The sequence below is a fragment of the Pseudomonas sp. GL_093 genome (genome assembly GCF_057837605.1).
In genome coordinates this window covers 6,558,847-6,580,946 of record NZ_CM174448.1, presented here as the reverse complement: position 1 = coordinate 6,580,946, position 22,100 = coordinate 6,558,847, and the positions used below count along the sequence as shown (strand labels likewise).

Annotated in this window: 21 protein-coding genes; 15 read left to right on the top strand and 6 right to left on the bottom strand. The window is 61.2% G+C overall.

Annotated features, from left to right (window positions below):
- Window positions 1–11: 11 nt before the first annotated feature.
- The 5 genes from pyrR to gshB form a co-directional block, all read right to left on the bottom strand.
- Entirely contained in the window at window positions 12–515 is a 504-nt protein-coding gene (pyrR, locus tag AC3IUE_RS30405) for a bifunctional pyr operon transcriptional regulator/uracil phosphoribosyltransferase PyrR (RefSeq protein ID WP_008152613.1), read from the bottom strand.
- 84 nt (window positions 516–599) lie between these two features.
- Window positions 600–1,037, bottom strand: coding sequence for a Holliday junction resolvase RuvX (gene ruvX / locus AC3IUE_RS30400; protein WP_005792259.1), 438 nt, complete (start codon window positions 1,035–1,037; stop codon window positions 600–602).
- A complete protein-coding gene (locus tag AC3IUE_RS30395; protein WP_046045231.1) occupies window positions 1,037–1,609 on the bottom strand; it encodes a YqgE/AlgH family protein in 573 nt (190 codons plus the stop codon). The genes ruvX and AC3IUE_RS30395 overlap by 1 nt, the downstream gene beginning before the upstream one ends.
- Before the next feature lie 84 nt (window positions 1,610–1,693).
- Complete coding sequence (locus tag AC3IUE_RS30390; RefSeq protein ID WP_462000107.1) at window positions 1,694–2,590, bottom strand: energy transducer TonB; 897 nt, start codon at window positions 2,588–2,590, stop codon at window positions 1,694–1,696.
- A gap of 77 nt (window positions 2,591–2,667) precedes the next feature.
- On the bottom strand, window positions 2,668–3,621 hold the full coding sequence (gene gshB / locus AC3IUE_RS30385; protein ID WP_489264534.1) for a glutathione synthase: 954 nt from the start codon (window positions 3,619–3,621) through the stop codon (window positions 2,668–2,670).
- A 234-nt stretch (window positions 3,622–3,855) separates the two neighbouring features.
- Between gshB and pilG the strand changes: the two genes are divergently transcribed.
- The 6 genes from pilG to AC3IUE_RS30355 all read left to right on the top strand — a co-directional run bounded on the left by pilG (window position 3,856) and on the right by AC3IUE_RS30355 (window position 13,828).
- Window positions 3,856–4,260 carry a twitching motility response regulator PilG gene (pilG, locus tag AC3IUE_RS30380; protein ID WP_008152601.1) on the top strand — a complete coding sequence of 135 codons (405 nt, stop codon included), beginning with the start codon at window positions 3,856–3,858 and terminating at the stop codon, window positions 4,258–4,260.
- A gap of 57 nt (window positions 4,261–4,317) precedes the next feature.
- The gene (pilH, locus tag AC3IUE_RS30375; RefSeq protein WP_008068134.1) at window positions 4,318–4,683 is read left to right on the top strand and encodes a twitching motility response regulator PilH; all 366 of its coding nucleotides are present in this window, start codon (window positions 4,318–4,320) and stop codon (window positions 4,681–4,683) included.
- A gap of 10 nt (window positions 4,684–4,693) precedes the next feature.
- Complete coding sequence (locus AC3IUE_RS30370) at window positions 4,694–5,227, top strand: chemotaxis protein CheW (RefSeq protein ID WP_415758761.1); 534 nt, start codon at window positions 4,694–4,696, stop codon at window positions 5,225–5,227.
- 136 nt (window positions 5,228–5,363) lie between these two features.
- Window positions 5,364–7,421, top strand: a complete 2,058-nt coding sequence (locus tag AC3IUE_RS30365; RefSeq protein ID WP_489264533.1) for a methyl-accepting chemotaxis protein — start codon at window positions 5,364–5,366, stop codon at window positions 7,419–7,421.
- A 52-nt stretch (window positions 7,422–7,473) separates the two neighbouring features.
- Window positions 7,474–13,380 carry an Hpt domain-containing protein gene (locus AC3IUE_RS30360; RefSeq protein WP_489264532.1) on the top strand — a complete coding sequence of 1,969 codons (5,907 nt, stop codon included), beginning with the start codon at window positions 7,474–7,476 and terminating at the stop codon, window positions 13,378–13,380.
- Entirely contained in the window at window positions 13,373–13,828 is a 456-nt protein-coding gene (locus AC3IUE_RS30355; protein WP_489264531.1) for a chemotaxis protein CheW, read from the top strand. The genes AC3IUE_RS30360 and AC3IUE_RS30355 overlap by 8 nt, the downstream gene beginning before the upstream one ends.
- 113 nt (window positions 13,829–13,941) lie before the next feature.
- On the opposite strand, the gene AC3IUE_RS30350 is transcribed toward AC3IUE_RS30355, so the two are convergent.
- Complete coding sequence (locus AC3IUE_RS30350; RefSeq protein ID WP_462000103.1) at window positions 13,942–14,319, bottom strand: DUF6124 family protein; 378 nt, start codon at window positions 14,317–14,319, stop codon at window positions 13,942–13,944.
- A gap of 305 nt (window positions 14,320–14,624) precedes the next feature.
- Here AC3IUE_RS30350 and AC3IUE_RS30345 point away from each other — a divergent pair, with 305 nt between their 5' ends.
- The 9 genes from AC3IUE_RS30345 to mdcH all read left to right on the top strand — a co-directional run bounded on the left by AC3IUE_RS30345 (window position 14,625) and on the right by mdcH (window position 22,086).
- Window positions 14,625–15,254 carry a transcriptional regulator gene (locus tag AC3IUE_RS30345; protein ID WP_489264530.1) on the top strand — a complete coding sequence of 210 codons (630 nt, stop codon included), beginning with the start codon at window positions 14,625–14,627 and terminating at the stop codon, window positions 15,252–15,254.
- On the top strand, window positions 15,217–15,657 hold the full coding sequence (locus tag AC3IUE_RS30340) for a hypothetical protein (RefSeq protein ID WP_111452973.1): 441 nt from the start codon (window positions 15,217–15,219) through the stop codon (window positions 15,655–15,657). Before AC3IUE_RS30345 ends, AC3IUE_RS30340 begins: the two co-directional genes overlap by 38 nt.
- A 415-nt stretch (window positions 15,658–16,072) precedes the next feature.
- Complete coding sequence (gene mdcA / locus AC3IUE_RS30335; protein WP_076029439.1) at window positions 16,073–17,743, top strand: malonate decarboxylase subunit alpha; 1,671 nt, start codon at window positions 16,073–16,075, stop codon at window positions 17,741–17,743.
- The gene (locus tag AC3IUE_RS30330; protein ID WP_489264529.1) at window positions 17,743–18,618 is read left to right on the top strand and encodes a triphosphoribosyl-dephospho-CoA synthase; all 876 of its coding nucleotides are present in this window, start codon (window positions 17,743–17,745) and stop codon (window positions 18,616–18,618) included. The genes mdcA and AC3IUE_RS30330 overlap by 1 nt, the downstream gene beginning before the upstream one ends.
- A complete protein-coding gene (locus tag AC3IUE_RS30325) occupies window positions 18,618–18,917 on the top strand; it encodes a malonate decarboxylase subunit delta (RefSeq protein WP_008026217.1) in 300 nt (99 codons plus the stop codon). The genes AC3IUE_RS30330 and AC3IUE_RS30325 overlap by 1 nt, the downstream gene beginning before the upstream one ends.
- Window positions 18,910–19,764, top strand: a complete 855-nt coding sequence (locus AC3IUE_RS30320; protein WP_489264528.1) for a biotin-independent malonate decarboxylase subunit beta — start codon at window positions 18,910–18,912, stop codon at window positions 19,762–19,764. The genes AC3IUE_RS30325 and AC3IUE_RS30320 overlap by 8 nt, the downstream gene beginning before the upstream one ends.
- The gene (mdcE, locus tag AC3IUE_RS30315) at window positions 19,761–20,564 is read left to right on the top strand and encodes a biotin-independent malonate decarboxylase subunit gamma (protein WP_489264527.1); all 804 of its coding nucleotides are present in this window, start codon (window positions 19,761–19,763) and stop codon (window positions 20,562–20,564) included. The genes AC3IUE_RS30320 and mdcE overlap by 4 nt, the downstream gene beginning before the upstream one ends.
- Entirely contained in the window at window positions 20,558–21,178 is a 621-nt protein-coding gene (locus tag AC3IUE_RS30310) for a malonate decarboxylase holo-ACP synthase (RefSeq protein WP_489264526.1), read from the top strand. Before mdcE ends, AC3IUE_RS30310 begins: the two co-directional genes overlap by 7 nt.
- The gene (gene mdcH, locus AC3IUE_RS30305) at window positions 21,175–22,086 is read left to right on the top strand and encodes a malonate decarboxylase subunit epsilon (protein ID WP_489264525.1); all 912 of its coding nucleotides are present in this window, start codon (window positions 21,175–21,177) and stop codon (window positions 22,084–22,086) included. Before AC3IUE_RS30310 ends, mdcH begins: the two co-directional genes overlap by 4 nt.
- The last annotated feature ends 14 nt before the right edge of the window (window positions 22,087–22,100 follow it).

Sequence of the window (22,100 nt, the reverse complement as noted above, 5' to 3'; positions counted from 1 at the left end):
AATAGGGCGAATTAAAGGGCGAGGTCTTGCAGTTCGAGCTTGAGTTCCGGGCCGGACAGTTTCACCCGTTCGTGGGCCGCCAGCGACAGGGTCGCGCCGACCACATTCGGGCGGATCGGCAGCTCGCCGGCGTCCAGGTCCAGCAGGCACACCAATGTCACGCTGGCCGGGCGGCCGTAGTCGAACAGCTCATTAAGGGCGGCGCGGATGGTCCGGCCGCTCATCAGCACGTCGTCGATCAGCACCAGGTGCTGGCCTTCGATCTCGAACGGCAGGGCGGACGGGCGCACTTGTGGGTGCAGGCCGTTCTGGCTGAAGTCGTCGCGGTAGAAGGAGACGTCCAGGGTGCCGAGGGGCGAGTCGCTGCCCAGTTCATCGAGCAACGCCTGGGCGACCCAGACACCACCGGTACGAATACCGATGTAGCGCGGCTCGCTGATGCCACGGTGTTCCAGGTGCGCCTTGAGACGGGTCGCCATCTGGCTGATCAGTTCGGCGGGATTGGGCAGGCTCATGGTTGCTCCTTCTTGGGCCCGAGCCGGGTTCTGCTGGAGAGGTGGCTCGGGTTGTCGCTAAGTAGAGACGCGTGTTGCGGCTCTTCAGGATTCGAACAGTGCGGTGTTTTCGTCGAGCCAGCCTTGCAGCAGCAGGGCGGCGGCGATGGCGTCCACCGGGTTGTCACGGTAGCTGCCCTTTTGTCCGCCACGATCACGCCGTTCACCCTTGGCTTCGAAGGTGGTCAGGCGTTCATCGTGGGTATAGAAGGGCAGGTTGTAGCGGCCGTTGAGGCGGCGGGCGAATTTCTCGGCGCGCAGGCACATGTCGCTCGGCGTGCCGTCCATGTTCAAGGGCAGGCCCACCACCACGGCATCGGGTTTCCACTCTTTAATCAGGGCTTCGACCTGATTCCAGTCGGGAATACCGTTTTGTGCTTTCAAGGTACACAGCTCGCGGGCCTGGCCGGTAATTACCTGGCCGACCGCGACGCCGATCTGTTTGGTGCCGTAGTCGAAACCCAAAATCAGGCGCAGGGCCATCAGGCGTGTCCCGCCTGGCTGGTCAACAGGCTGAGATTGACGCCCAGGTGCTTGGCCGCTGCTTCCAGGCGCAGTTCGCTGCTGGTGTTGAACAAAATATCGGCATCGAACGGGCAGGTCAGCCAAGCGTTCTGGGCCAGTTCGGCTTCCAGCTGCCCGGCTTCCCAGCCAGCGTATCCGAGGGCGATCAGGCTTTTCGCCGGACCGACGCCGTCGGCGATGGCGAACAGCACGTCCTGGGAGGTCGACAAGGCCAGTTTCTCATCAAGCTCGACGGTGGCCTGATAACTCTGCCCCGAGGGGTGCAGGACAAAACCACGATCGGTCTGCACCGGGCCGCCGATGAAGATCGGCACATGCTGGCAGAGCACCGGCGGTTCGATGTCAGGGCGCAGTTGTTCGAGGATATCGGCCAGGTTGAGGTCTTGCGGACGATTGACCACCAGCCCCATGGCACCATTGGCCGTGTGCTCGACGATGTAGGTCAAGGTGTGCGCAAAGTTCGGGTCGACCATGTGAGGCATGGCGATCAGGAATTGATGCTTGAGGTAGCTGGGGCTGACGTTCTTCATGAGCGCTAGTGTGGCGTTGGAGGGGCGAACTGACAAGCTGAGGATGGCGCAATTTGGCAGCCAACACAGATCAAATGTGGGGTGTCAGTTGCTGGAGAGTCTGTCCCCGCGGGCAAACTTCCAGGTCCGGATGATTTCCAGGCGGTCGATATCCGACAAATCCCCGGTAAACGGTGAAAACGGCGCCGCCAGGCGCACGATGCGCTGCGCCGCCTGATCCAGCAGCGGTTGCCCGGACGACTCCAGCACCAGCACTTCAAAGAGCGAGCCATCACGGTTGATCGAAACCATCAGGCGCAAATTGCCGTAGATCTGCTTGCGTCGCGCTTCGTCGGGGTAATTCAGATTACCGATGCGCTCGACCTTCTTGCGCCACTCGTCCTTATACCAGGCGCCCTTGTCGCGCATGGTCGACGCGGCGCTCAGGCGGTGGATTCGCGGGCGCTTGGCATACAACTGTTGTTCGTTGGCCAGTTCCGCTTCCAGGCTGGCGATGTCGGTGGACAGCTGTTCACTGTCGAACGTCGGCGCGGCGACGGCGGGTTTGGTGACGGGCTTGGGTTCTTCGGTTTTGGCCGCGGCCTTTTTCGGCTTGGGCGCAACGGTCGTCACGGCGGCCTTCGGTGCGGCCTCCACTTGAGGCTTGGCCGCCGGCGGTGGCGTGACTTTCTGCACCTTGTTGTCCTGGAAAGGCGCGACCTCGGTGGTCTTGGGAATTGCCTTTTTATCCAGGGTGCCGCTGCCTTCCTGATTCTCTTGAGCAAGAAAATCGGCTTTCTCTGGCTTCTTTTCGCTTTTAAAGGTGGCGAGGGTGATTTCCAGGGTTTTGCTGATTTGCTTGGGTTCGACCATCGTAAAGCCGACGCCCAACAGCAAGGCCAGGTGAATCAGCGCCGCGAGAAACAGGGTAAAACCGAGGCGATCAGCCGGGCGCACGCCACGATGGGCGAGTTCAGCGGGCAGATCGGACGGGAGCGTCATGACAAAAAAACCAACATCGCGTTTTTCACAGGCCGCGGATGATAACGCAATGTTGGTCGTTTCTTGGCTGTTCTATATCAACGGGCCTTGAGCTTCTGATCGATGGCATCCATCAGCAGGCCGCCGATGTCGGTACCAAACGCGTTATCAATCTCGCGAATGCAGGTCGGGCTGGTGACGTTGATTTCCGTCAGATGCTCGCCGATCACGTCCAGACCGACGAACAACAGGCCTTTTTCGCGCAGGGTCGGGCCGACTTGTGCGGCGATCCAGCGATCTTTCTCGGTCAGCGGCCGGGCTTCGCCACGGCCACCGGCGGCGAGGTTGCCACGGGTTTCACCGGCGGCAGGAATTCGCGCCAGGCAGTAATCCACCGGCTCGCCGTCGATCATCAGGATGCGCTTGTCGCCATCCTTGATCGCCGGCAAGTAGGCTTGGCCCATGATCTGCTGGGTGCCCAGAGCGGTCAGGGTTTCCAGAATCACGGACAGGTTCGGATCGCCAGCGCGGTGACGGAAGATCGAGGTGCCGCCCATGCCGTCCAGCGGCTTGAGGATCACATCGCCGTGCTTGGCGGCAAATTCACGCAACACGTCGGCGCGGCGGCTGACCACGGTCGGCGGCGTGCACTGCGGGAACAGCGTGGCGAACAGTTTTTCGTTGCAGTCACGCAGGCTTTGCGGCTTGTTGACCACCAATACGCCAGCGCGCTCGGCTTGCTCCAGCAGGTAAGTGGAGTAGACGAATTCCATGTCGAACGGCGGATCCTTGCGCATCAGGATCACGTCCAGATCGCTCAGCAGCGCGTCGGTCTCGGCTTCGAGTTCGAACCATTTTTCCGGGTTGGCGAAGACTTTCAACGGCCGCATCCGCGCCCGCGCTTCGCCTTCGGCCTGGTACAAATCGCCCTGTTCCATATAGAACAGTTCCCAGCCGCGCTTCTGTGCGGCCAGCAGCATGGCCAGCGAGCTATCCTTTTTATAGGAGATGCTGGCGATAGGGTCCATGACAATCCCGACGCGAACGCTCATGGGTTTTTCCTCGAAATTGGGTGGGTCGCAGTGACCTGCAAAAGTGGCGTCAGAGTGGCGCTGAGTGTGTTCCCGGTCAAGGAAAAACCACTGCCAGGGTTGGCCGATAGATTGGTTTTGGAGACTGTGCTAAAAAGGCTGCCATATCGCGCTGGCCCTTGAACATCAAGGGTTTCGGGCCTCCGGTTATCGGAAATGGACAATTTGATTCGCAAAGGCGACGGCAGAGCATTTATGGAACAGCATTCCAGCGCCTTGAAGGTCATGGTGATCGACGATTCGAAAACGATTCGCCGTACCGCCGAAACGCTTTTGAAAAACGTGGGGTGTGAAGTGATCACCGCCATCGATGGTTTCGATGCTCTGGCCAAGATTGCCGACAATCACCCCGGCATCATCTTTGTCGACATCATGATGCCGCGTCTGGATGGTTATCAGACCTGCGCTTTAATCAAGAACAACAGTGCGTTCAAGTCCACGCCAGTGATTATGCTGTCGTCCAAGGATGGGCTGTTCGACAAGGCCAAGGGGCGCATCGTCGGCTCCGACCAGTTTTTGACCAAGCCTTTCAGCAAGGAAGAACTGCTGAACGCGATCCAGGCCCATGTACCGGGCTTCGCCGCCGTTTTGCCGCAGTAGGACACGCACAGTGACGCTCGGCCAGCGGGCCCGGCGTCGACAAGAATGGGGAAGACCATGGCACGTATTCTGATCGTCGATGATTCGCCGACCGAAATGTACAAACTGACCGGCATGCTGGAAAAGCACGGTCATGAAGTGTTGAAAGCCGAAAACGGCGCCGACGGCGTGGCCCTGGCCCGTCAGGAAAAACCTGACGCGGTGCTGATGGACATCGTCATGCCTGGCCTCAATGGTTTCCAGGCGACCCGTCAGCTGACCAAAGACCCGGAAACCGGGCACATCCCGGTGATCATCATTACCACCAAGGATCAGGAAACCGACAAAGTCTGGGGCACGCGCCAGGGCGCCAAGGATTACCTGACCAAACCGGTCGACGAAGAAACCCTGATCAAGACCCTGAACAACGTGCTGGCCGGTTGATCGTCCGGCCATGACCGAGTCGCTGACGGCTTTCGAACTGCTGCTGCAGATCGACCAGCGTTGTCGTCTGCTGGCGGCTGACTTGCCGTCCCAGCCGACCCGACAAGACAGTTGGAGCGGCATCGGTTTTCGCTTGGGCGAGCACTGGTACGTCGCACCGATGGGCGAGGTCAGCGAAGTGTTGCACGAGCCTCGGTTCACCCAACTGCCGGGGGTCAGACCCTGGGTCAAGGGCGTGGCCAACCTGCGCGGGCGTCTGTTGCCGATCATCGACTTGTGCGGCTTCTTCGGGCATGAGCTGTCAGCCGTGCGCAAGCAGCGCCGGGTCTTGGTGGTGGAGCATAACGAGGTGTTTACCGGGTTGATGGTCGATGAGGTTTTCGGCTTGCAGCACTTTGCCCAGGACAGCCTGGAACCGGTAGATACCTTGAGCGGCCCGATTGCACCGTTCATCAAAGGCCGGTTTCAGCGTGAGCAGACCTGGCAGGTGTTCAGCCCGTTTGCGTTGGTGCAGTCGCAAAGCTTTATGCACGTCGCGCTGTAAACGCGGCCCCCTGTGGGAGCGAGCTTGCTCGCGATGACGGACTCACAGCCAGCATTGATGTCGACTGATACATCGCTATCGCGAGCAAGCTCGCTCCCACAGGTTCTTCGGCAATCTTTAAGGGTGTTGGTTACCGATGATAAAAGCAAAAACAGGCAAGCCAGAAGGGTCGCGCAGCCGGTCACAGATCATCGCGCTGTTCATCGCGCTGATCGTCTTCATCATGCTGCTGTTCGCCAACTTCGCGTACCTCAACACCCAGGCCACGTACGACAAACAGTACATCGGCCACGCCGGTGAGCTGCGCGTGCTGTCCCAGCGCATTGCCAAGAACGCCACCGAAGCCGCTGCCGGCAAGGCGGCGGCGTTCAAGCTGCTGAGCGATGCGCGCAACGACTTTGCCCAACGCTGGGGCTATCTGAAGAAAGGCGATCCCGCCACCGGCCTGCCGCCGGCGCCGTCCACCGTGCGCCCGGAAATGCGTGCCGTGCAACTGGACTGGGAACGCCTGCTGAAAAACACCGACGCGATCCTCTCCAGCGAACAGACCGTGCTGTCGCTGCATCAAGTCGCCGCGACGCTGGCCGAAACCGTGCCGCAGTTGCAGGTCGAGTACGAAAAAGTCGTCGAAACACTCCTCCAACGCGGTGCCCCGGCCGCGCAGGTGGCCATGGCGCAGCGCCAGTCGCTATTGGCTGAGCGAATTCTCGGTGCGGTGAACACCGTGCTGTCCGGTGATGAAAACTCGCAGCAGGCCGCCGACGCCTTCGGTCGTGATGCGGCGCGATTCGGCCAGGTGCTCAACGGCATGCTCCAGGGCAATCCGTCACTGAAAGTCAGCCAGGTTGAAGACCGCGATGCGCGCGCGCGGTTGATCGAGATTTCCGAGCTGTTCGAATTCGTCTCGGGTTCGGTGGATGAAATCCTCGAAACCTCGCCGGAGCTGTTCAAGGTCCGTGAATCGGCGACCAATATTTTCACCCTGTCGCAGACCCTGCTCGAGGAAGCCTCGCACCTGGCCGGCGGTTTCGAAAACCTGGCCGGCGGGCGCAACACCGACACCATTGGCGGCTACGTGCTGGGCCTGTTGGCGCTGATGTCGATCATCCTCATTGGTCTGGTGATGGTTCGGGAAACCAACCGTCAGCTGCGCGAAACGGCCGAAAAGAACGAGCGCAACCAGAACGCGATCATGCGCCTGCTCGACGAGATCGAAGACCTGGCGGACGGCGACCTGACCGTGACCGCCTCGGTGACCGAAGACTTCACCGGGACCATCGCCGACTCGATCAACTATTCCGTGGACCAACTGCGCGATCTGGTGGCGACCATCAACCTCACCGCTGGCCAGGTCGCTGCCGCCGTGCAGGAAACCCAGGCCACCGCCATGCACCTGGCCCAGGCTTCCGAGCATCAGGCGCAGCAGATTGCCGAAGCCTCCACCGCGATCAACGACATGGCCCAGTCCATCGATCAGGTCTCGGCCAACGCCGCCGAATCGTCGGCGGTGGCCGAGCGTTCGGTGGAAATCGCCAACAAGGGCAACGAGGTGGTGCACAACACCATCCACGGCATGGACAATATTCGCGAGCAGATTCAGGACACCGCCAAGCGCATCAAACGCCTCGGCGAGTCTTCTCAAGAGATCGGCGACATTGTCAGCCTGATCGATGACATTGCCGACCAGACCAACATCCTTGCGCTCAACGCGGCGATCCAGGCCTCCATGGCCGGTGATGCCGGGCGCGGTTTTGCGGTGGTCGCCGATGAAGTCCAGCGGTTGGCCGAGCGCTCGTCCGCCGCCACCCGGCAGATCGAAACCCTGGTGCGGGCGATTCAGACCGACACCAACGAAGCAGTGATTTCCATGGAGCAGACCACCACCGAAGTGGTGCGCGGTGCGCGTCTGGCGCAGGATGCCGGAGTGGCCCTGGAAGAAATCGAAGGCGTGTCGAAGACCCTCGCCGCGTTGATCCAGAGTATTTCCAACGCAGCACAGCAACAGACGTCTTCGGCCGGTCAGATTTCCCTGACGATGAACGTGATCCAGCAGATCACCACGCAGACCTCGTCCGGCTCCACCGCCACCGCCGAGAGCATTGGCAACCTGGCGAAAATGGCCAGCCAGCTGCGGCGTTCGGTGTCCGGTTTCACCTTGCCGGCCGCCAAGGCTGAGGTTGCGGATAAAGTGTGAAGCGCCTGCGAGCGAATGCTTTTTTTGAGTAGAGCAGTGATTTGGAGTGGTTATGGGTGATCGGCACGACTATGTGGCCCTCGAGTGGGTCAAAGGCGAGATTGCCGAAACGCTGAAAGTGGCTCACCAGGCGATTGAAACGTTGCTTGATGACCCGCAGGCGACGCACGCCCTCAGTGAATGCCTGGCGTGCATCCATCAGGTTCACGGCAGTTTGCAGATGGTCGAATTCTACGGCGCGGCGCTGCTCGCCGAAGAGATGGAGCATCTGACCACGGCGTTGCAACAGAACCGCGTCAGTCATCGCGATGAGACGCTCCACCTGTTGCTGCAAGCCCTTGGGCAGTTGCCGATTTATCTCGACCGGGTGCAAGGTGCGCGCCGCGACCTGCCGCTGGTGGTGTTGCCACTGATCAACGACCTGCGCAGCGCCCGTGGCGAAAGCTTGTTGTCGGAAACCAGCCTGTTCAGCCCGCAATTGCCGGACCTGCCGCCCCTGGACGAAGAGTCGCTGGCGCTGCTGGAGCCGGCGGATTTACCCAATGTGCTGCGCAAGTTGCGGCAGATGTTGCAGATGGCCCTGGTCGGATTGCTGCGTGAGCAGGACGGCGAAACCAATCTCGGTTACCTGACCAAGGTTTTTGCGCGCCTCGAAGGGCTGTGCGGCAACGCGCCCCTGAGCCCGTTGTGGCAAGTCGCCTCGGCGCTGGTCGAAGGCATGCGCGGCGGCTCGATTGCTAACAGTCCGGCGTTGCGCAGTCTGTTCAAGGAGGCCGACAAAGAACTGAAGCGCCTGCTCGAACAGGGCATGCCCGGCATCAATCAGCCAGCACCGCTAGAGTTACTCAAGAGTTTGCTGTTCTACATTGCCAAGGCCGAACATCCCACCGGGCAGATGCTGACCATGAAAGATCGCTACGGACTGGACGACGCGCTGCCTGACAGCGCGATGGTCGACGAAGAACGAGCACGGCTGGCCGGTCCCGACCGCGATGCCATGCGCTCGGTGTTGGCCGCTTTGTGTGAAGAGCTGGTGCGGGTCAAGGAGCGCCTGGACCTGTTCGTGCGCAGCGACCGCCAACACACCTCGGACCTCGAAAGCCTGCTGGCGCCACTGCGGCAAATCGCCGACACCCTGGCGGTGCTCGGTTTCGGCCAGCCACGCAAGGTCATCATCGACCAACTGGCGGTGGTGCTCAGCCTCGCCCAGGGCCAGCGTGAGCCCAACGACGCGATCCTGATGGACGTCGCCGGTGCCTTGCTCTACGTCGAAGCGACCCTCGCCGGCATGGTCGGCACCGTCGAGCCGGAAAGCCAGGAAGACAGCCGCCTGCCGACCACCGACCTGACCCAGATCCATCAGATCGTGATCAAGGAAGCGCGCATCTGCCTGCAACAGGCCAAGGACATGATCGTCGACTACATCGACGCCGACTGGGATCGCCAGCACTTGCAGCCATTGCCGGCCTTGCTGACCCAAGTGCGCGGTGCGCTGGCGATGATTCCGTTGAGCCGTGCGGCGAGCCTGATCGAAACCTGCAACCACTTCATCCGCGAGCACTTGCTGCTCGATCCGGATCACCCCGGCTGGCAGGAACTGGACAGCCTGGCCGACGTCATCACCAGCATCGAGTATTACCTGGAGCGCCTCAGCGACGACCCCGAAGCGCCGGGCGAAAAGTTGCTCGACGTCGCGGAAAAAAGCCTGGCCTCACTCGGCTTTTTCCCCATCGAGCAACAGGTGCCGGTGCTTGAAGATGTGCTCAGCCCGACTGAAGCGCAGGTCATGCAGGATCTGCAGGAACTGGATGACCCTGAGACCGTCCAGTCACTGGCCGATGTATTGGCCAGCCCTGTGTCTTCCGTCAATCCGCCTGCCCTGACTATCCCGGGAAGCCTGTTGCCGCCGCCCACCGGTGAAGAACCGGTGGACGATGAGCTGCGGGAAGTGTTCCTCGAAGAAACCGATGAAGTCCTGGAAATCCTCCGCGAGTACCTGCCGCGCTGGTCGGCCGATCCCGAGAGTAAGTCTGCCCTGAGCGAACTGCGCCGGGCCTTCCATACGTTGAAAGGCAGTGGCCGGATGGTCCGCGCTTTGGTCCTGGGCGAACTGGCCTGGGCGGTGGAAAACCTGCTCAACCGCGTACTGGAACACAGCGTTCCGCCGGGGCCGGCGGTGCAACAACTGCTGGGCGATGCGCTGAATCTGCTACCGGAACTGGTGACCGAGTTTGCCAACCATGCCCAGCGTCAGCGCAACGATGTCGACCAATTGGCCGCACGCGCGCACGCCTTGGCCAAGGGCAATGAGCCGATACCCGACGAGGACGCACAAGACGTCGCCGCCCTCGATCCGCTGCTGCTTGAGATCTTCCGCAACGAAGCCGAAACCCATTTGGGCAGCCTCAACCGCTTCCTCGATCAAGCCGCCGAGCACGTGCCATTGCAGGCCAGCGACGAGTTGCAGCGGGCGCTGCACACCCTCAAGGGCAGCGCCTCCATGGCTGGCGTATTGCCGATCGCCGAGCTGGCGAAGCCACTGGATCATCTGACCCGGGAGTACAAGGCGCACCTGATCGCCCTCGACCTGGACGAAGTCGAACTGTTGCTGGAAGCCGAAGGACTGTTCCGTCTCGGGCTACGACAGCTCAAGACTGAGCCACTGACGGAGATTCCCGGCGCCCGCTCCTTGATCGAACGAACCCAGGCATTGCTGGCCCAGCGTCTGGAAACCCTCCTGAGTGCACCCAATAGCGGGTTGCGCATCAAGCGTGATCCGCAACTGATCAATAACTTCCTCGCGAAAGGCATGGACATCCTGCTCGACGCCGAAAGCCTGTTGCAGCGCTGGCAGCAACATCCCGGCGAGCGTCAGGAACTCAGCGCGCTGTTGGATGAATTGACCACCTTGGGCGAAGGCGCCCACCTGGCTGACCTGCATCCGGTGGATGAGCTTTGCGAAGCGTTGCTCGACCTCTACGGCGCGGTGGAAGAAAGCAGCCTGGCAGTCAGCGAGGCGTTTTTCCGCGAGGCGCAAAGTGCCCATGAAGCGCTGATCAACATGCTCGACGAACTGGCCGCCGGCCAGGAAGTCAGTCCGCAACCGGAACGCATTCGGGCCTTGCGCGGCTTGCTCGATGAGAGCCTGGATCCGTCGGCCATGGGGCTGATTCGCAGCGATGGCAGCCGCACGTTGAGCATCCGGGAACTGGGCAGCGCCACGGCCGAACTGGAACAGACCGCGACCCAGGTTGAGCTGGACGATGAGATCGTTTCGATCTTCCTCGAAGAGGCGGTGGATATCCTCGAAAGCGCCGGCCAGGCCTTGCAGCGCTGGCTGAGCGACCCGGACAACGCCGCGCCGTTGTTGTCGTTGCAGCGAGATTTGCACACCCTCAAGGGCGGCGCTCGGATGGCCGAAGTCGAGCCGGTTGGCGAGCTGGCCCATGAACTGGAAAGCCTTTACGAAGGGCTGGTGGACCGCCGTTACGCCTACAGCGAAGCCTTGGCGCACTTGCTGCAACACAGTCATGACCGGCTCGCGCAGTTGCTTGATCAGTTGCAGAACCAGCGGCCATTGGGCGATCCGGGTGAGCTGATCGAGGCCATTCGCGAGTTTCGCCAGGGCAACGCCAGCGCTGTTGAAACGGTCGAACCGGCACGGAACGAGGATTCACCGGGGCATGATCCGGAACTGCTGGAGATCTTCCTCGAGGAAGGTTTCGACATCATCGAAAACTCCGGCGCGGCGCTGGTGCGCTGGCAGGCCGAGCCGTCGAATCGTCAGGAAGTGGAAACCCTTCTGCGTGACCTGCACACCCTCAAGGGTGGCGCGCGGATGGTGGAAATCGCGCCGATTGGCGACCTCGCCCATGAGCTGGAATTCCTCTACGAAGGCCTGTCGGCTGGCGTGCTGCAACCCACCGCCGCGTTGTTCGGCTTGTTGCAAAGCAGCCACGACCGACTGGCACAGATGCTCGACGCGACCCGTGCCGGTCAGCCATTGCCGCCCGCCGATCAACTGATCGACGCGATCAAGAACTTCAGTCATCCGGCAGTGCCCGAAGCACCGGTACCGGTCGTGGCGTGCGCAACGCCGAAAGGCGAGACGCCCGCAGCGCAACCCGATGCCGGCGCGGACATGGTCAAGGTCTCGGCAGAACTGCTCGACGATCTGGTCAACCTGGCTGGCGAAACGTCGATCTTCCGTGGCCGGATCGAACAACAGGTCAACGATGCGCGCGTGACCCTGAGCGAGATGGAAACCACCATCGAGCGCATGCGCGACCAGTTGCGTCGTCTCGATACGGAAACCCAGGGGCGGATTCTCAGCCGCCAGCAAGTCGAAGCCGAACGCCTGGGCTACGAAGAGTTCGATCCGCTGGAAATGGACCGCCACTCGCAGTTGCAGCAACTGTCGCGCGCGCTGTTCGAATCCGCCTCCGACTTGCTCGACCTCAAGGAAACCCTCGACCGACGCAATCAGGACGCGGAAAACCTGCTGCAGCAGCAGGGCCGCATCAACACCGAATTGCAGGAAGGCCTGATGCGCACGCGCATGGTGCCGTTCGAACGGATGCTGCCGCGCTTGAAGCGGATCGTCCGTCAGGTCTCCGGCGAGTTGGGCAAGGACGTCGAATTCATCGTCGGCAATGCCGAAGGCGAGATGGACCGCAACGTCCTCGAGCGCATGGCCGCGCCGTTGGAACACATGCTGCGCAACGCCGTGGATCATGGCCTGGAATCCGCCGAGGTGCGTATCGCGGCGGGTAAACCGGCTCAGGGTCGAATCACCCTCGACCTGTCGCGAGAGGGCGGCGACATCATTTTCGACATCCGCGACGACGGTGCCGGCGTGCCGCTGGACGCGGTGCGGAGCAAGGCGATCAAACGCGGGTTGCTGGCCCCGGACAGCGACATCAGCGACCGCGATGTCCTGCAATTCATCCTGCAACCGGGCTTCTCCACTGCCGAGAAAATCACCCAGATTTCCGGACGCGGCGTCGGCATGGACGTGGTGCATGAAGAGGTCCGGCAGCTTGGCGGCAGCATGAGCATCGACTCTGTGGCCGGGCAGGGCGTGCACTTCCGCATTCGCCTGCCGTTCACCGTGTCGGTCAACCGGGCGCTGATGGTGCAGTGTTTTGATGATCAGTACGCGATCCCGCTGAACACCATCGACGGCATCGTTCGCGTGCTGCCCAACGAACTTGAAGGGCATTACCGGCTCGATCCGCCGACTTACAAATACGCCGGGCAACACTATGAGCTGTGCTACCTCGGCGAACTGCTGAAAACCAGTCACCGCCCGAAACTGCTGGGCCAGAGCCTGCCGCTGCCGGTGTTGCTGGTGCAGTGCAACGAGCGGCACATCGCGGTGCAAGTCGACTCCATGGCCGGCACTCGCGAGATCGTGGTCAAAAGCCTCGGCCCGCAGTTTGCGGCGGTGCAGGGTTTGTCCGGGGCCACGATTCTCGGCGATGGGCGGGTGGTGCTGATTCTCGATTTGCTGGCACCGATCCGCGCGATGCAGGCCCGTGTGCCGCAACAGTCAGCGACTCAGGAGGCAGAGGTCGAGCCGCATAAACCGCTGCTGGTGCTGGTGGTCGATGACTCGGTTACCGTGCGCAAGGTCACCAGCCGTCTGCTGGAACGCCACGGCATGAACGTGCTGACCGCCAAGGACGGTGTCGACGCCATGCTGCTGCTTGAAGAACACATGCCTGACCTGATGCTGCTGGACATCGAAATGCCGCGCATGGACGGCTTCGAAGTCGCCACCCAGGTACGCGCCGACGAACGTCTGCAGCACCTGCCGATCATCATGATCACCTCCCGCACCGGCCAGAAACACCGCGACCGCGCCATGGCCATCGGCGTCAACGACTACCTCGGCAAGCCATATCAGGAATCGGTGCTGCTCGAAAGCATCACCCTGTGGAGCAAAACCCATGCTTGAGCACCGCACCAGCAACCTCACCGGGCTGCTGTTGCCCTTGGCTGACCGCAACCTGATCCTGCCCAACGTCGCGGTTGCGGAGCTTATTGATTACCAACCCAGCGCCTTCGACCTCGACACGCCGCCGTGGTACTTCGGGCGGGTCATGTGGCGGAACCGGCAGATTCCGTTGCTGAGTTTTGAGTCGGCGTGTGGGCAGAAAATCGTGATCGGTGAGCGGGCGCGGATTGTGATTCTCAATGCCCTTGGTGGGCGGCCTGATTTGAAATTCATCGCGTTGCTGGTGCAGGGGATTCCGCGGTCTTACAAGCTTGATAGTCAGTTGAGCTATGTGGATGTGCCGTTGTGTCCGCTGGAACAGGCGGCGGTGCAGGTGGGTGAGCAGGTGGCCAAAGTGCCTGACTTGCTGGCGTTGGAGGAATTACTGGTGAGTGCTGGGTTGATCTGACTGGCCCCATCGCGAGCAGGCTCGCTCCCACATTTGATCTGTGTCGTACACAAACCCCTGTGGGAGCGAGCTTGCTCGCGATGGCGGCCGTCAATTCACCGAATACTTCACTGCTAAACCCCGGCCCGAGCCTTCATCTGCAACGACTCATGATGATCCAGCGCCCGCTCCACCAACAACTGCACCCCATCCGCCATGCGGCTGAGCGCCAAGGCTACAGAGCGGCGTGAGCCTTCCACATCGTCTGCCAGATCGGCAGCAATGGCGCTGATGGACAGCAGGTCTTCGGAGGCATTGGTCAGGAGGGCTTCGGTGTCGATATCGGGGGAAACGCTGAAGAGGTGATGTTTGCGGCGCTTGCCCGGTTTTTCATGGGGTGGGAAGTAGTAGGAAAAGACGCGGTCGGCGGCTTCCTTGAGTTTTTCGGCTTCGAGGGATGCTTGGGAATCGGTGTCAGTGTTATCTGCTGAGTTGGGCGTTACCTTGGACATAATGAGTTTCCGCTTACAGATTGGAATTGGCCCATTCGTTATGAATGGCGCTTTTGCGCCCTTTTTTTGGGGTTTCCAGTCCCAGTCACTGGATGTGCAGCGACACACAAACGATAAAGATCAACGCAAAACCGCACCAGTCGGCGGGTTCCGGCATTGCTGTAGGCAGCGACGCCAGACTGCGTAGCCTCACACCGTTCCTGCGGACAAACTTTTAAACACAAACCCCCATTCGGCTCGCGACAGGTTGAAGATTCCCAAAAAGGGACCTATCGTTCCCTTTTTGGGACTCATCGGTTGCCACTGTGAAAAACCTTTCCCTCAGCGAAGCCCTGTTCACGACTACTCAGCAAAAAGTGCTGGGCTTGTTGTTCGGCAAACCCGACCGCAGTTTTTACGCCAACGAGATCGCTCGCTGGGCTCAAGTGGGTAAAGGCAGCCTCATGCGCGAGTTGGATCGATTGCAGCGGGCAGGTGTGCTGACCATGACCCGTCAGGGCAACCAGACCCACTATCAAGCCAATCCCGACTGCCCGATCTATGCCGAAATGCTGGGCATCGCCCGCAAAACCTTTGGTATTGCCGAGCCTTTGCGCCAAGCGCTCCAACCCTTTGCCGAACAGATCACCTGGGCATTTGTGTACGGTTCAATCGCCAAGGATTCGGCAAACGCATCCAGTGACATTGATCTCATGCTGATCGGCGAAAGCCTCCACTACAGTGAAGTGATGGAGCGGCTCATGCCTCTGGAGGAACAACTGGGCCGCGTCCTCAACCCGACGCTCTACACCCCCGACGACTGGGCCGCAAAACTGGCGGCTGAAAATAGCTTCGTCGTGCGGGTAGCGCAGCAGGACAAGATCAATCTGATGGGGGGAAACCCTTTGGAGTCCAAGGATGGGCAGCAACGAGAACCTGGAGAATCTGTTACGTAGTGGTGGACTGAAAGCTGAACCGCCGGATCGCAAAGAATGCGAAGGGCTCATGCGTTCGGCTGTGGATCGATTGAAAGACGCGCAAACGTCTTCGCTTTCCTTCGCGAGTCGTTTCGACCTGGCTTACAACGCTGCCCATGCCCTTGCACTGACGGCTCTTCGCTTGTGCGGCTACCGTTCAGACAAGCGATATCTGGTGTTTCAGTGCCTGGTTCATACCGCTGATATTGGCAAAGTACAGGTTCGGCTATTCGCCCTGTGTCATGAGCGACGAAACCTGGCGGAGTACGAAGGCTATATGGATGAAGATCCGGCGTTGTTGGCGCAGCTGTTGGAAAGTGCTGAACAGCTTCTGATTCGAGTGCAGGAGCAGATGGCGTCCTTCAGTTCATCGCGGACCTGATCGCTCCCACGCAGAGTGTCCCAAAAAGGGACTTATTGGTCCTTTTTTGGGACTTGTCGATGATTGCTGTGGAGCTTTCTCAGGACAGCTGTTTCAACATAAAAACTAGGTGTGTTGGAAATCCACCCCTCACCCCAGCCCTCTCCCCACGGGGGAGAGGGGGAAAGGGAGCAGATCTTCATGATTTTCGTAACCTGAGTTCGACTCGGTTTTTCAGGTCGATGTAGCTCCAAGAACACCTCGGTCAGTCCCCTCTACCCTCTGGGGAGAGGGTTAGGGTGAGGGGTGGATCTAACAGCCACCCAACATTTCAAACCATTACCCTAACCGTAACGATCCGTCTCTCTGCTTGATTGATGCCCCCCACCCAACACTCCTAAGGTGACTCCCACGACAGCGAACCCGTGGAGTGGTCATGACAACAACAATATCCCCCGACTCGCGATGGACGCGGCGGCGCAGCGAAAAGCAGCGGCGTCTCGAGCTGGTACGGGGTCTCGCCGACGGTGTGGTCTTGCCCACCGACAAAATCGTTGCGGCGCTGGAGGCATTGATCCTGCCCGGCGACCGTGTGGTGCTGGAGGGCAATAACCAGAAGCAGGCGGATTTCCTGTCCCGCTCCCTGGCCAAGGCTGATCCCGCGAAGCTGCATGATCTGCACATGATCATGCCCAGCGTCGGACGCTCCGAGCATCTGGACCTGTTCGAACGCGGCATCGCCCGCAAGCTCGACTTCTCTTTCGCCGGCACCCAAAGCCTGCGCATCAGTCAGTTGCTGGAAGATGGCCTGCTGGAAATCGGTGCGATTCACACCTACATCGAGCTCTATGCGCGACTGGTGGTCGACCTGATTCCCAACGTCGTGCTCTCGGCCGGTTTCATGGCCGACCGCGCCGGCAACATCTACACCGGCCCAAGCACCGAGGACACCCCGGCATTGATCGAACCGGCCGCCTTCAGCGACGGCATCGTCATCGTTCAGGTCAATCAACTGGTGGACGATGTCAGCGACCTGCCTCGTGTCGACATCCCGGCCTCCTGGGTCGATTTCGTGGTGGTGGCCGACAAGCCGTTCTACATCGAGCCGCTGTTCACCCGCGACCCGCGCCACATCAAGCCTGTGCATGTGTTGATGGCGATGATGGCGATCCGCGGGATCTACGAAAAACACAACGTCCAGTCCCTGAACCACGGCATCGGTTTCAACACCGCCGCCATCGAATTGATCCTGCCGACCTACGGCGAATCCCTCGGCCTGAAGGGCAAGATCTGCCGCAACTGGACCCTCAATCCGCACCCGACGCTGATCCCGGCCATTGAAAGCGGCTGGGTCGAAAGCGTGCATTGCTTCGGCACCGAATTGGGCATGGAAAACTACATCGCCGCCCGTCCCGACGTGTTCTTTACCGGACGCGATGGCTCTCTGCGTTCCAACCGGATGTTCTGCCAACTGGCCGGGCAATACGCGGTGGACCTGTTCATCGGCGCCACCCTGCAAGTCGACGGCGACGGCCATTCCTCCACCGTGACGCGCGGAAGACTCGCCGGTTTCGGCGGTGCGCCGAACATGGGCCATGACCCGCGCGGCCGTCGTCACGGCACCCCAGCCTGGCTCGATATGCGCCATGACGATGCGCCCGAAGCGCTGCTGGAACGGGGCAAAAAACTCGTGGTGCAAATGGTCGAAACCTTCCAAGAGGGCGGCAAACCGACCTTCGTCGAAACCCTCGACGCCGTGGAAGTGGCGAAGAAAAGCGGCATGCCGCTGGCACCGATCATGATCTACGGCGACGACGTCACCCACCTGCTGACCGAAGAAGGCATCGCCTATCTCTACAAGGCGCGTTCGCTGGAAGAGCGTCAGGCGATGATCGCGGCCGTGGCCGGAGTCACCGTGATCGGCCTGCGCCACAACCCGAAGGACACCGCGCGCATGCGCCGTGAAGGTCTGATCGCCTTGCCCGAAGACCTTGGCATCCGCCGCACCGACGCCACCCGCGAACTGCTTGCGGCGAAAAGCGTGGCTGATCTGGTCGAGTGGTCCGGTGGCCTCTACAACCCGCCCGCCAAGTTCAGGAGCTGGTAATGCACGCATTTAACCTGCAACCGAAAACCCTGTCCCTGGCTGAGCAGTTGGCGGATCTGGCCGTCGATGTGCTGATCGACGAAGCGGACCTGTCGCCGAAACCGGCGCTGGTCGACCGTCGCGGTAATGGCGCACACACTGATTTGCACCTCGGGCTGATGCACGCCTCGGCGCTGTCCCTGTGGCCTGCGTTCAAGGAAATGGCGGAAGTGGCCATCGAGTTCGGCGAAGTCGGTTTGCCGCTGCGCGAAGCCATTGGGCTGATCGGTCGTGAAGGCGAGGAAGTGATGCTCGCCACCACGGGCGGCGTGAACACCCATCGCGGTGCAATCTGGGCCTTGGGTCTGTTGGTCGCTGCTGCCGCGCTGGAATCGACGAATACCAAGGCAAGCGCCGTGACGTTGCGTGCGGCACGTCTGGCCTTGCTCGACGACCGTTACGCGCCGCGTCCTCTGAGCCACGGTGCGCAAGTCGCCCAGCGTTACGGCGCACGCGGTGCCCGTGAAGAAGCGCAGCTCGGCTTCCCGGCGGTGATTCAACGGGCGCTGCCACAACTCAAACGCAGCCGCGCCCTAGGTCATGGCGAGCAGAATGCCCGGCTCGATGCCTTGCTGGCGATCATGACGAATCTGGCCGACACCTGCGTGCTCTACCGCGCAGGCGAACAAGGCCTGCAGACCATGCAACTCGGCGCCCAAGCCGTGCTCGATGCGGGCGGCAGTGCCAGCCTCGCCGGCCGCCGCCGTTTGCATGAGCTGGACCAACAACTCATCGCGTTGAATGCCTCGCCCGGCGGTGCTGCCGACTTGCTCGCAGCCTGCCTGTTCATCGACCGCATCGAGTCTGGCGACGGCCTCATCCAGGGAGCTTTCTGATGGAAACCTTATCTTTTGAATTCCCCGCCGGGCAGCCGCCACGCGGCCGGACGCTGGTGGGCTGTGTCGGCTCGGGCGATCTGGAAGTGCTGATTGAACCAGGCCAGGCCGGCAAGCTGACGATCAAGGTGCAGACCTCGGTCAACGGCGCCGAACAACGCTGGCAGCATCTGTTTGCGCGGATGTTCGACGGTCAGACACCGCCGGCGATGGCGATCGATATCCACGATTTCGGCGCGACGCCGGGTGTGGTGCGCTTGCGTCTGGAACAAGGCTTTGAGGAGATCGGCCATGACTGATCTCCTCCAGCCATCCCTACAAAGACGCAGCTTCGTCGAACTCGGTGCCCGGCAACGTGCCAAGGGCTTGCTCGATGTCGGCACCTTCCGCGAATTACTCGACCCGTTTCAACGCGTCATGTCGCCGTGGCTGTCGCGCCAGGGCGTGGTGCCGCAAGCCGACGACGGCGTGGTGATCGCTAAGGGCAGCATCGGTGGTTTGCCGGTGGTGATCGCTGCCATCGAAGGTGCATTCCAGGGTGGCAGCCTCGGCGAGGTCGGCGGGGCGAAGATTGCCGGCGCGCTGGAACTCGCCGCCGAGGACAACCGCAAAGGCATTCCAACCCGCGCCGTATTGCTGCTGGAAACCGGCGGCGTACGTTTGCAGGAAGCCAACCTCGGGCTGGCGGCGATTGCCGATATTCATGCGGCGATTGTCGATCTGCGCCAATACCAGCCAGTGATCGGCGTGGTGGCCGGCAGCGTTGGCTGCTTTGGCGGGATGTCGATTGCCGCCGGGTTGTGCAGCTATTTGTTGGTGACGCAAGAAGCACGGCTTGGCCTGAACGGTCCGCAAGTGATCGAACAGGAAGCCGGGCTTGAGGAGTACGACTCCCGTGATCGTCCCTTCATCTGGAGCCTGACCGGTGGCGAGCAACGTTTCGCCAGCGGTTTGGTGGATCGTTTTGTCGCTGACGACGTGGCGCAGGTTCAGCAGCAGGTCAGCGAATTGCTTAAGCAAGGGTTGCCGGAACAACAACGCAGCCGTCAGGCCGAGCTGTTCCTGCAACGGTTGGCCCGACTGGACGCCGAGCCGCAAATCGAGCCGGCGACGGTTCGCGATCTGTATCAAGGAGAGCGCTCATGAGTTCGTATTCCCTGAGAGGTTTGAGCTGGTTCAACGCCTTGAGTGCGGGCGCGAAACCGGTGGATGGTTTGCCCGCTTCATTGAAGGTGGCCGACGGTGTCTTGGGTGACCAGCGCGTTCGCTTTATCGCGGTGGTGGCTGATCCCGACAACCGTTTCGTCCGCGCCCGCAATGGCGAGGTCGGTTTGCTGGAAGGTTGGGGGCTGGCCAAAGCCGTGGATGAAGTCATCGCAGCGGATCTGGATAAACCGCAGAAACGCGCCTTGATCGCCATCGTCGACGTGCCGAGTCAGGCCTACGGTCGGCGCGAAGAAGCGCTCGGCATTCATCAGGCACTGGCCGGTGCAGCGGACAGTTATGCCCGCGCCCGACTGGCCGGCCATGCCGTGATCGGTTTGCTGGTGGGCAAAGCGATGTCCGGGGCGTTTCTGGCTCATGGGTATCAGGCCAATCGGCTGATCGCCCTGCGCGACCCTGGCGTGATGGTTCACGCGATGGGCAAGGCTTCGGCGGCGCGGGTGACGTTGCGCAGCGTCGAAGAACTCGAAGCACTGGCCGCCAGCGTGCCGCCGATGGCGTACGACATCGACAGCTACGCGAGCCTTGGTTTGCTGTGGGAAACCTTGTCGGTGGAACAGATCGAGCAGCCGACGGCGGCGGATCTGACGCGAGTGACTGAATGCCTGACCCAGGCGATTGGCGATGTCGCCACCCGTGGCCGAGACCTGAGCAGCCGCTTGGGCGCGAGCAACCGTGCAGCGTCGAGCCAGGTTCGCCAATTGCTGAGAGAGCAGTGGTGAACACGCTTCTGGCCCACGACCTGCTCTGGGGGCTGACCCCGGAGCAGTTGCCTGCGGATGCACCTTCGTGGGTGATCGAGTCGATCAGTGCGGGTCAACCGGTGGTGGTTCGGCGTGCGTTGAGCGCGGCGGATCACATCGCGGTCGGCGTGCGTGGACGTTTGCGTGAACAGCGGTATGCAACGGTGATGTCGGTCGATGCGATCGAGCGTCAAGTCCGGCCGGAAGCGCTTTGCCATGTCTCGATTGATCGGGACTTGCCGGCAGTGCGCGCCCTCAATCAACTGCGGCCGATGCTCGATTCCTGTGAGTGGGTTTGGGGTGTCAGCGGCAGCGCCGGGTTTGAATTGGCCAGCGGTTTTCAGGCATTGCATGAGGGCAGCGACCTCGACTTGATCCTGCGTACACCGCAGCCGTTGGATCGTTCTCAGGCACAGGAAATGCTGAGGGTGTTTGATGCGTCTTTCTGCAAGGTGGACATGCAATTGCAGACACCGTTCGGTGCTGTCGCCCTGCGCGAATGGGCCGGTTCTTCGCAACGGGTGCTGCTAAAAAACGCCAGTGAAGCCTGTCTGGTCACCAATCCCTGGAACCCGCAGGAGCAAGCAGCGTGAGCAGTTTGCTGGTGTTCCCCGGCCAGGGCGCGCAGCAGCCGGGCATGCTCCATCGTTTGCCTCGCGAGACGGTGATCGAGGCGAGTGAAGTGCTTGGCGAAGATACATTGCTGCTGGATTCTGCCGAGTCGTTGAAGTCGACAAGGGCTGTTCAGCTCTGCCTGCTGATCGCCGGCGTCGCGGCTTCACGCCAGTTGTTAATGACGGCGGATTACGTGGCGGGATTGTCCATCGGCGCCTACCCGGCAGCGGTGGTCGCCGGCGCCTTGAGTTTCAGCGATGCGTTGCATCTGGTCAGCCTGCGCGGTGAGCTGATGCAGCAGGCTTATCCACAAGGCTATGGCATGACCGCGATCATCGGTCTGGATCTGGCCACGGTGGAAGATTTGCTGGCGCAAGTTCACAGCGACGCAACGCCGGTTTACCTGGCCAACATCAACGCCGATAACCAGGTAGTCATTGCCGGCAGCGATGGTGCGATGAAAGCGGTCGCCGAGTTGGCGAAAAGTCGCGGTGCAGGTCTGGCCAAACGTCTGGCCGTCAGCGTGCCGTCCCACTGCCCGCTGCTGGAAACACCGGCGAAAACCCTGGCCGAAGCCTTCGCCAAGGTGCAGCTGAAAACACCGACGCTGGGCTACCTGAGCGGCAGTCGCGCCCGGCCCGTTATCAACACGGAAGCCTTGCGCGACGACCTGGCCTTCAACATGTGCCGCGTGGTGGATTGGCGCGGCACGGTACAAAGCGCTTACGAGCGCGGCGTACGTCTACAGATCGAACTGCCGCCCGGTGCGGTGCTGACCGGGCTGGCGCGCCGGGTGTTCGAGCAGGGCACCGTGATTGCCTTCGACGGTGCGCGGCTCGATACCTTGCAGGCGCTGTTGCGTGAGGAGGGAAGCCGCCAACCCTAGAACACCGACTCAGG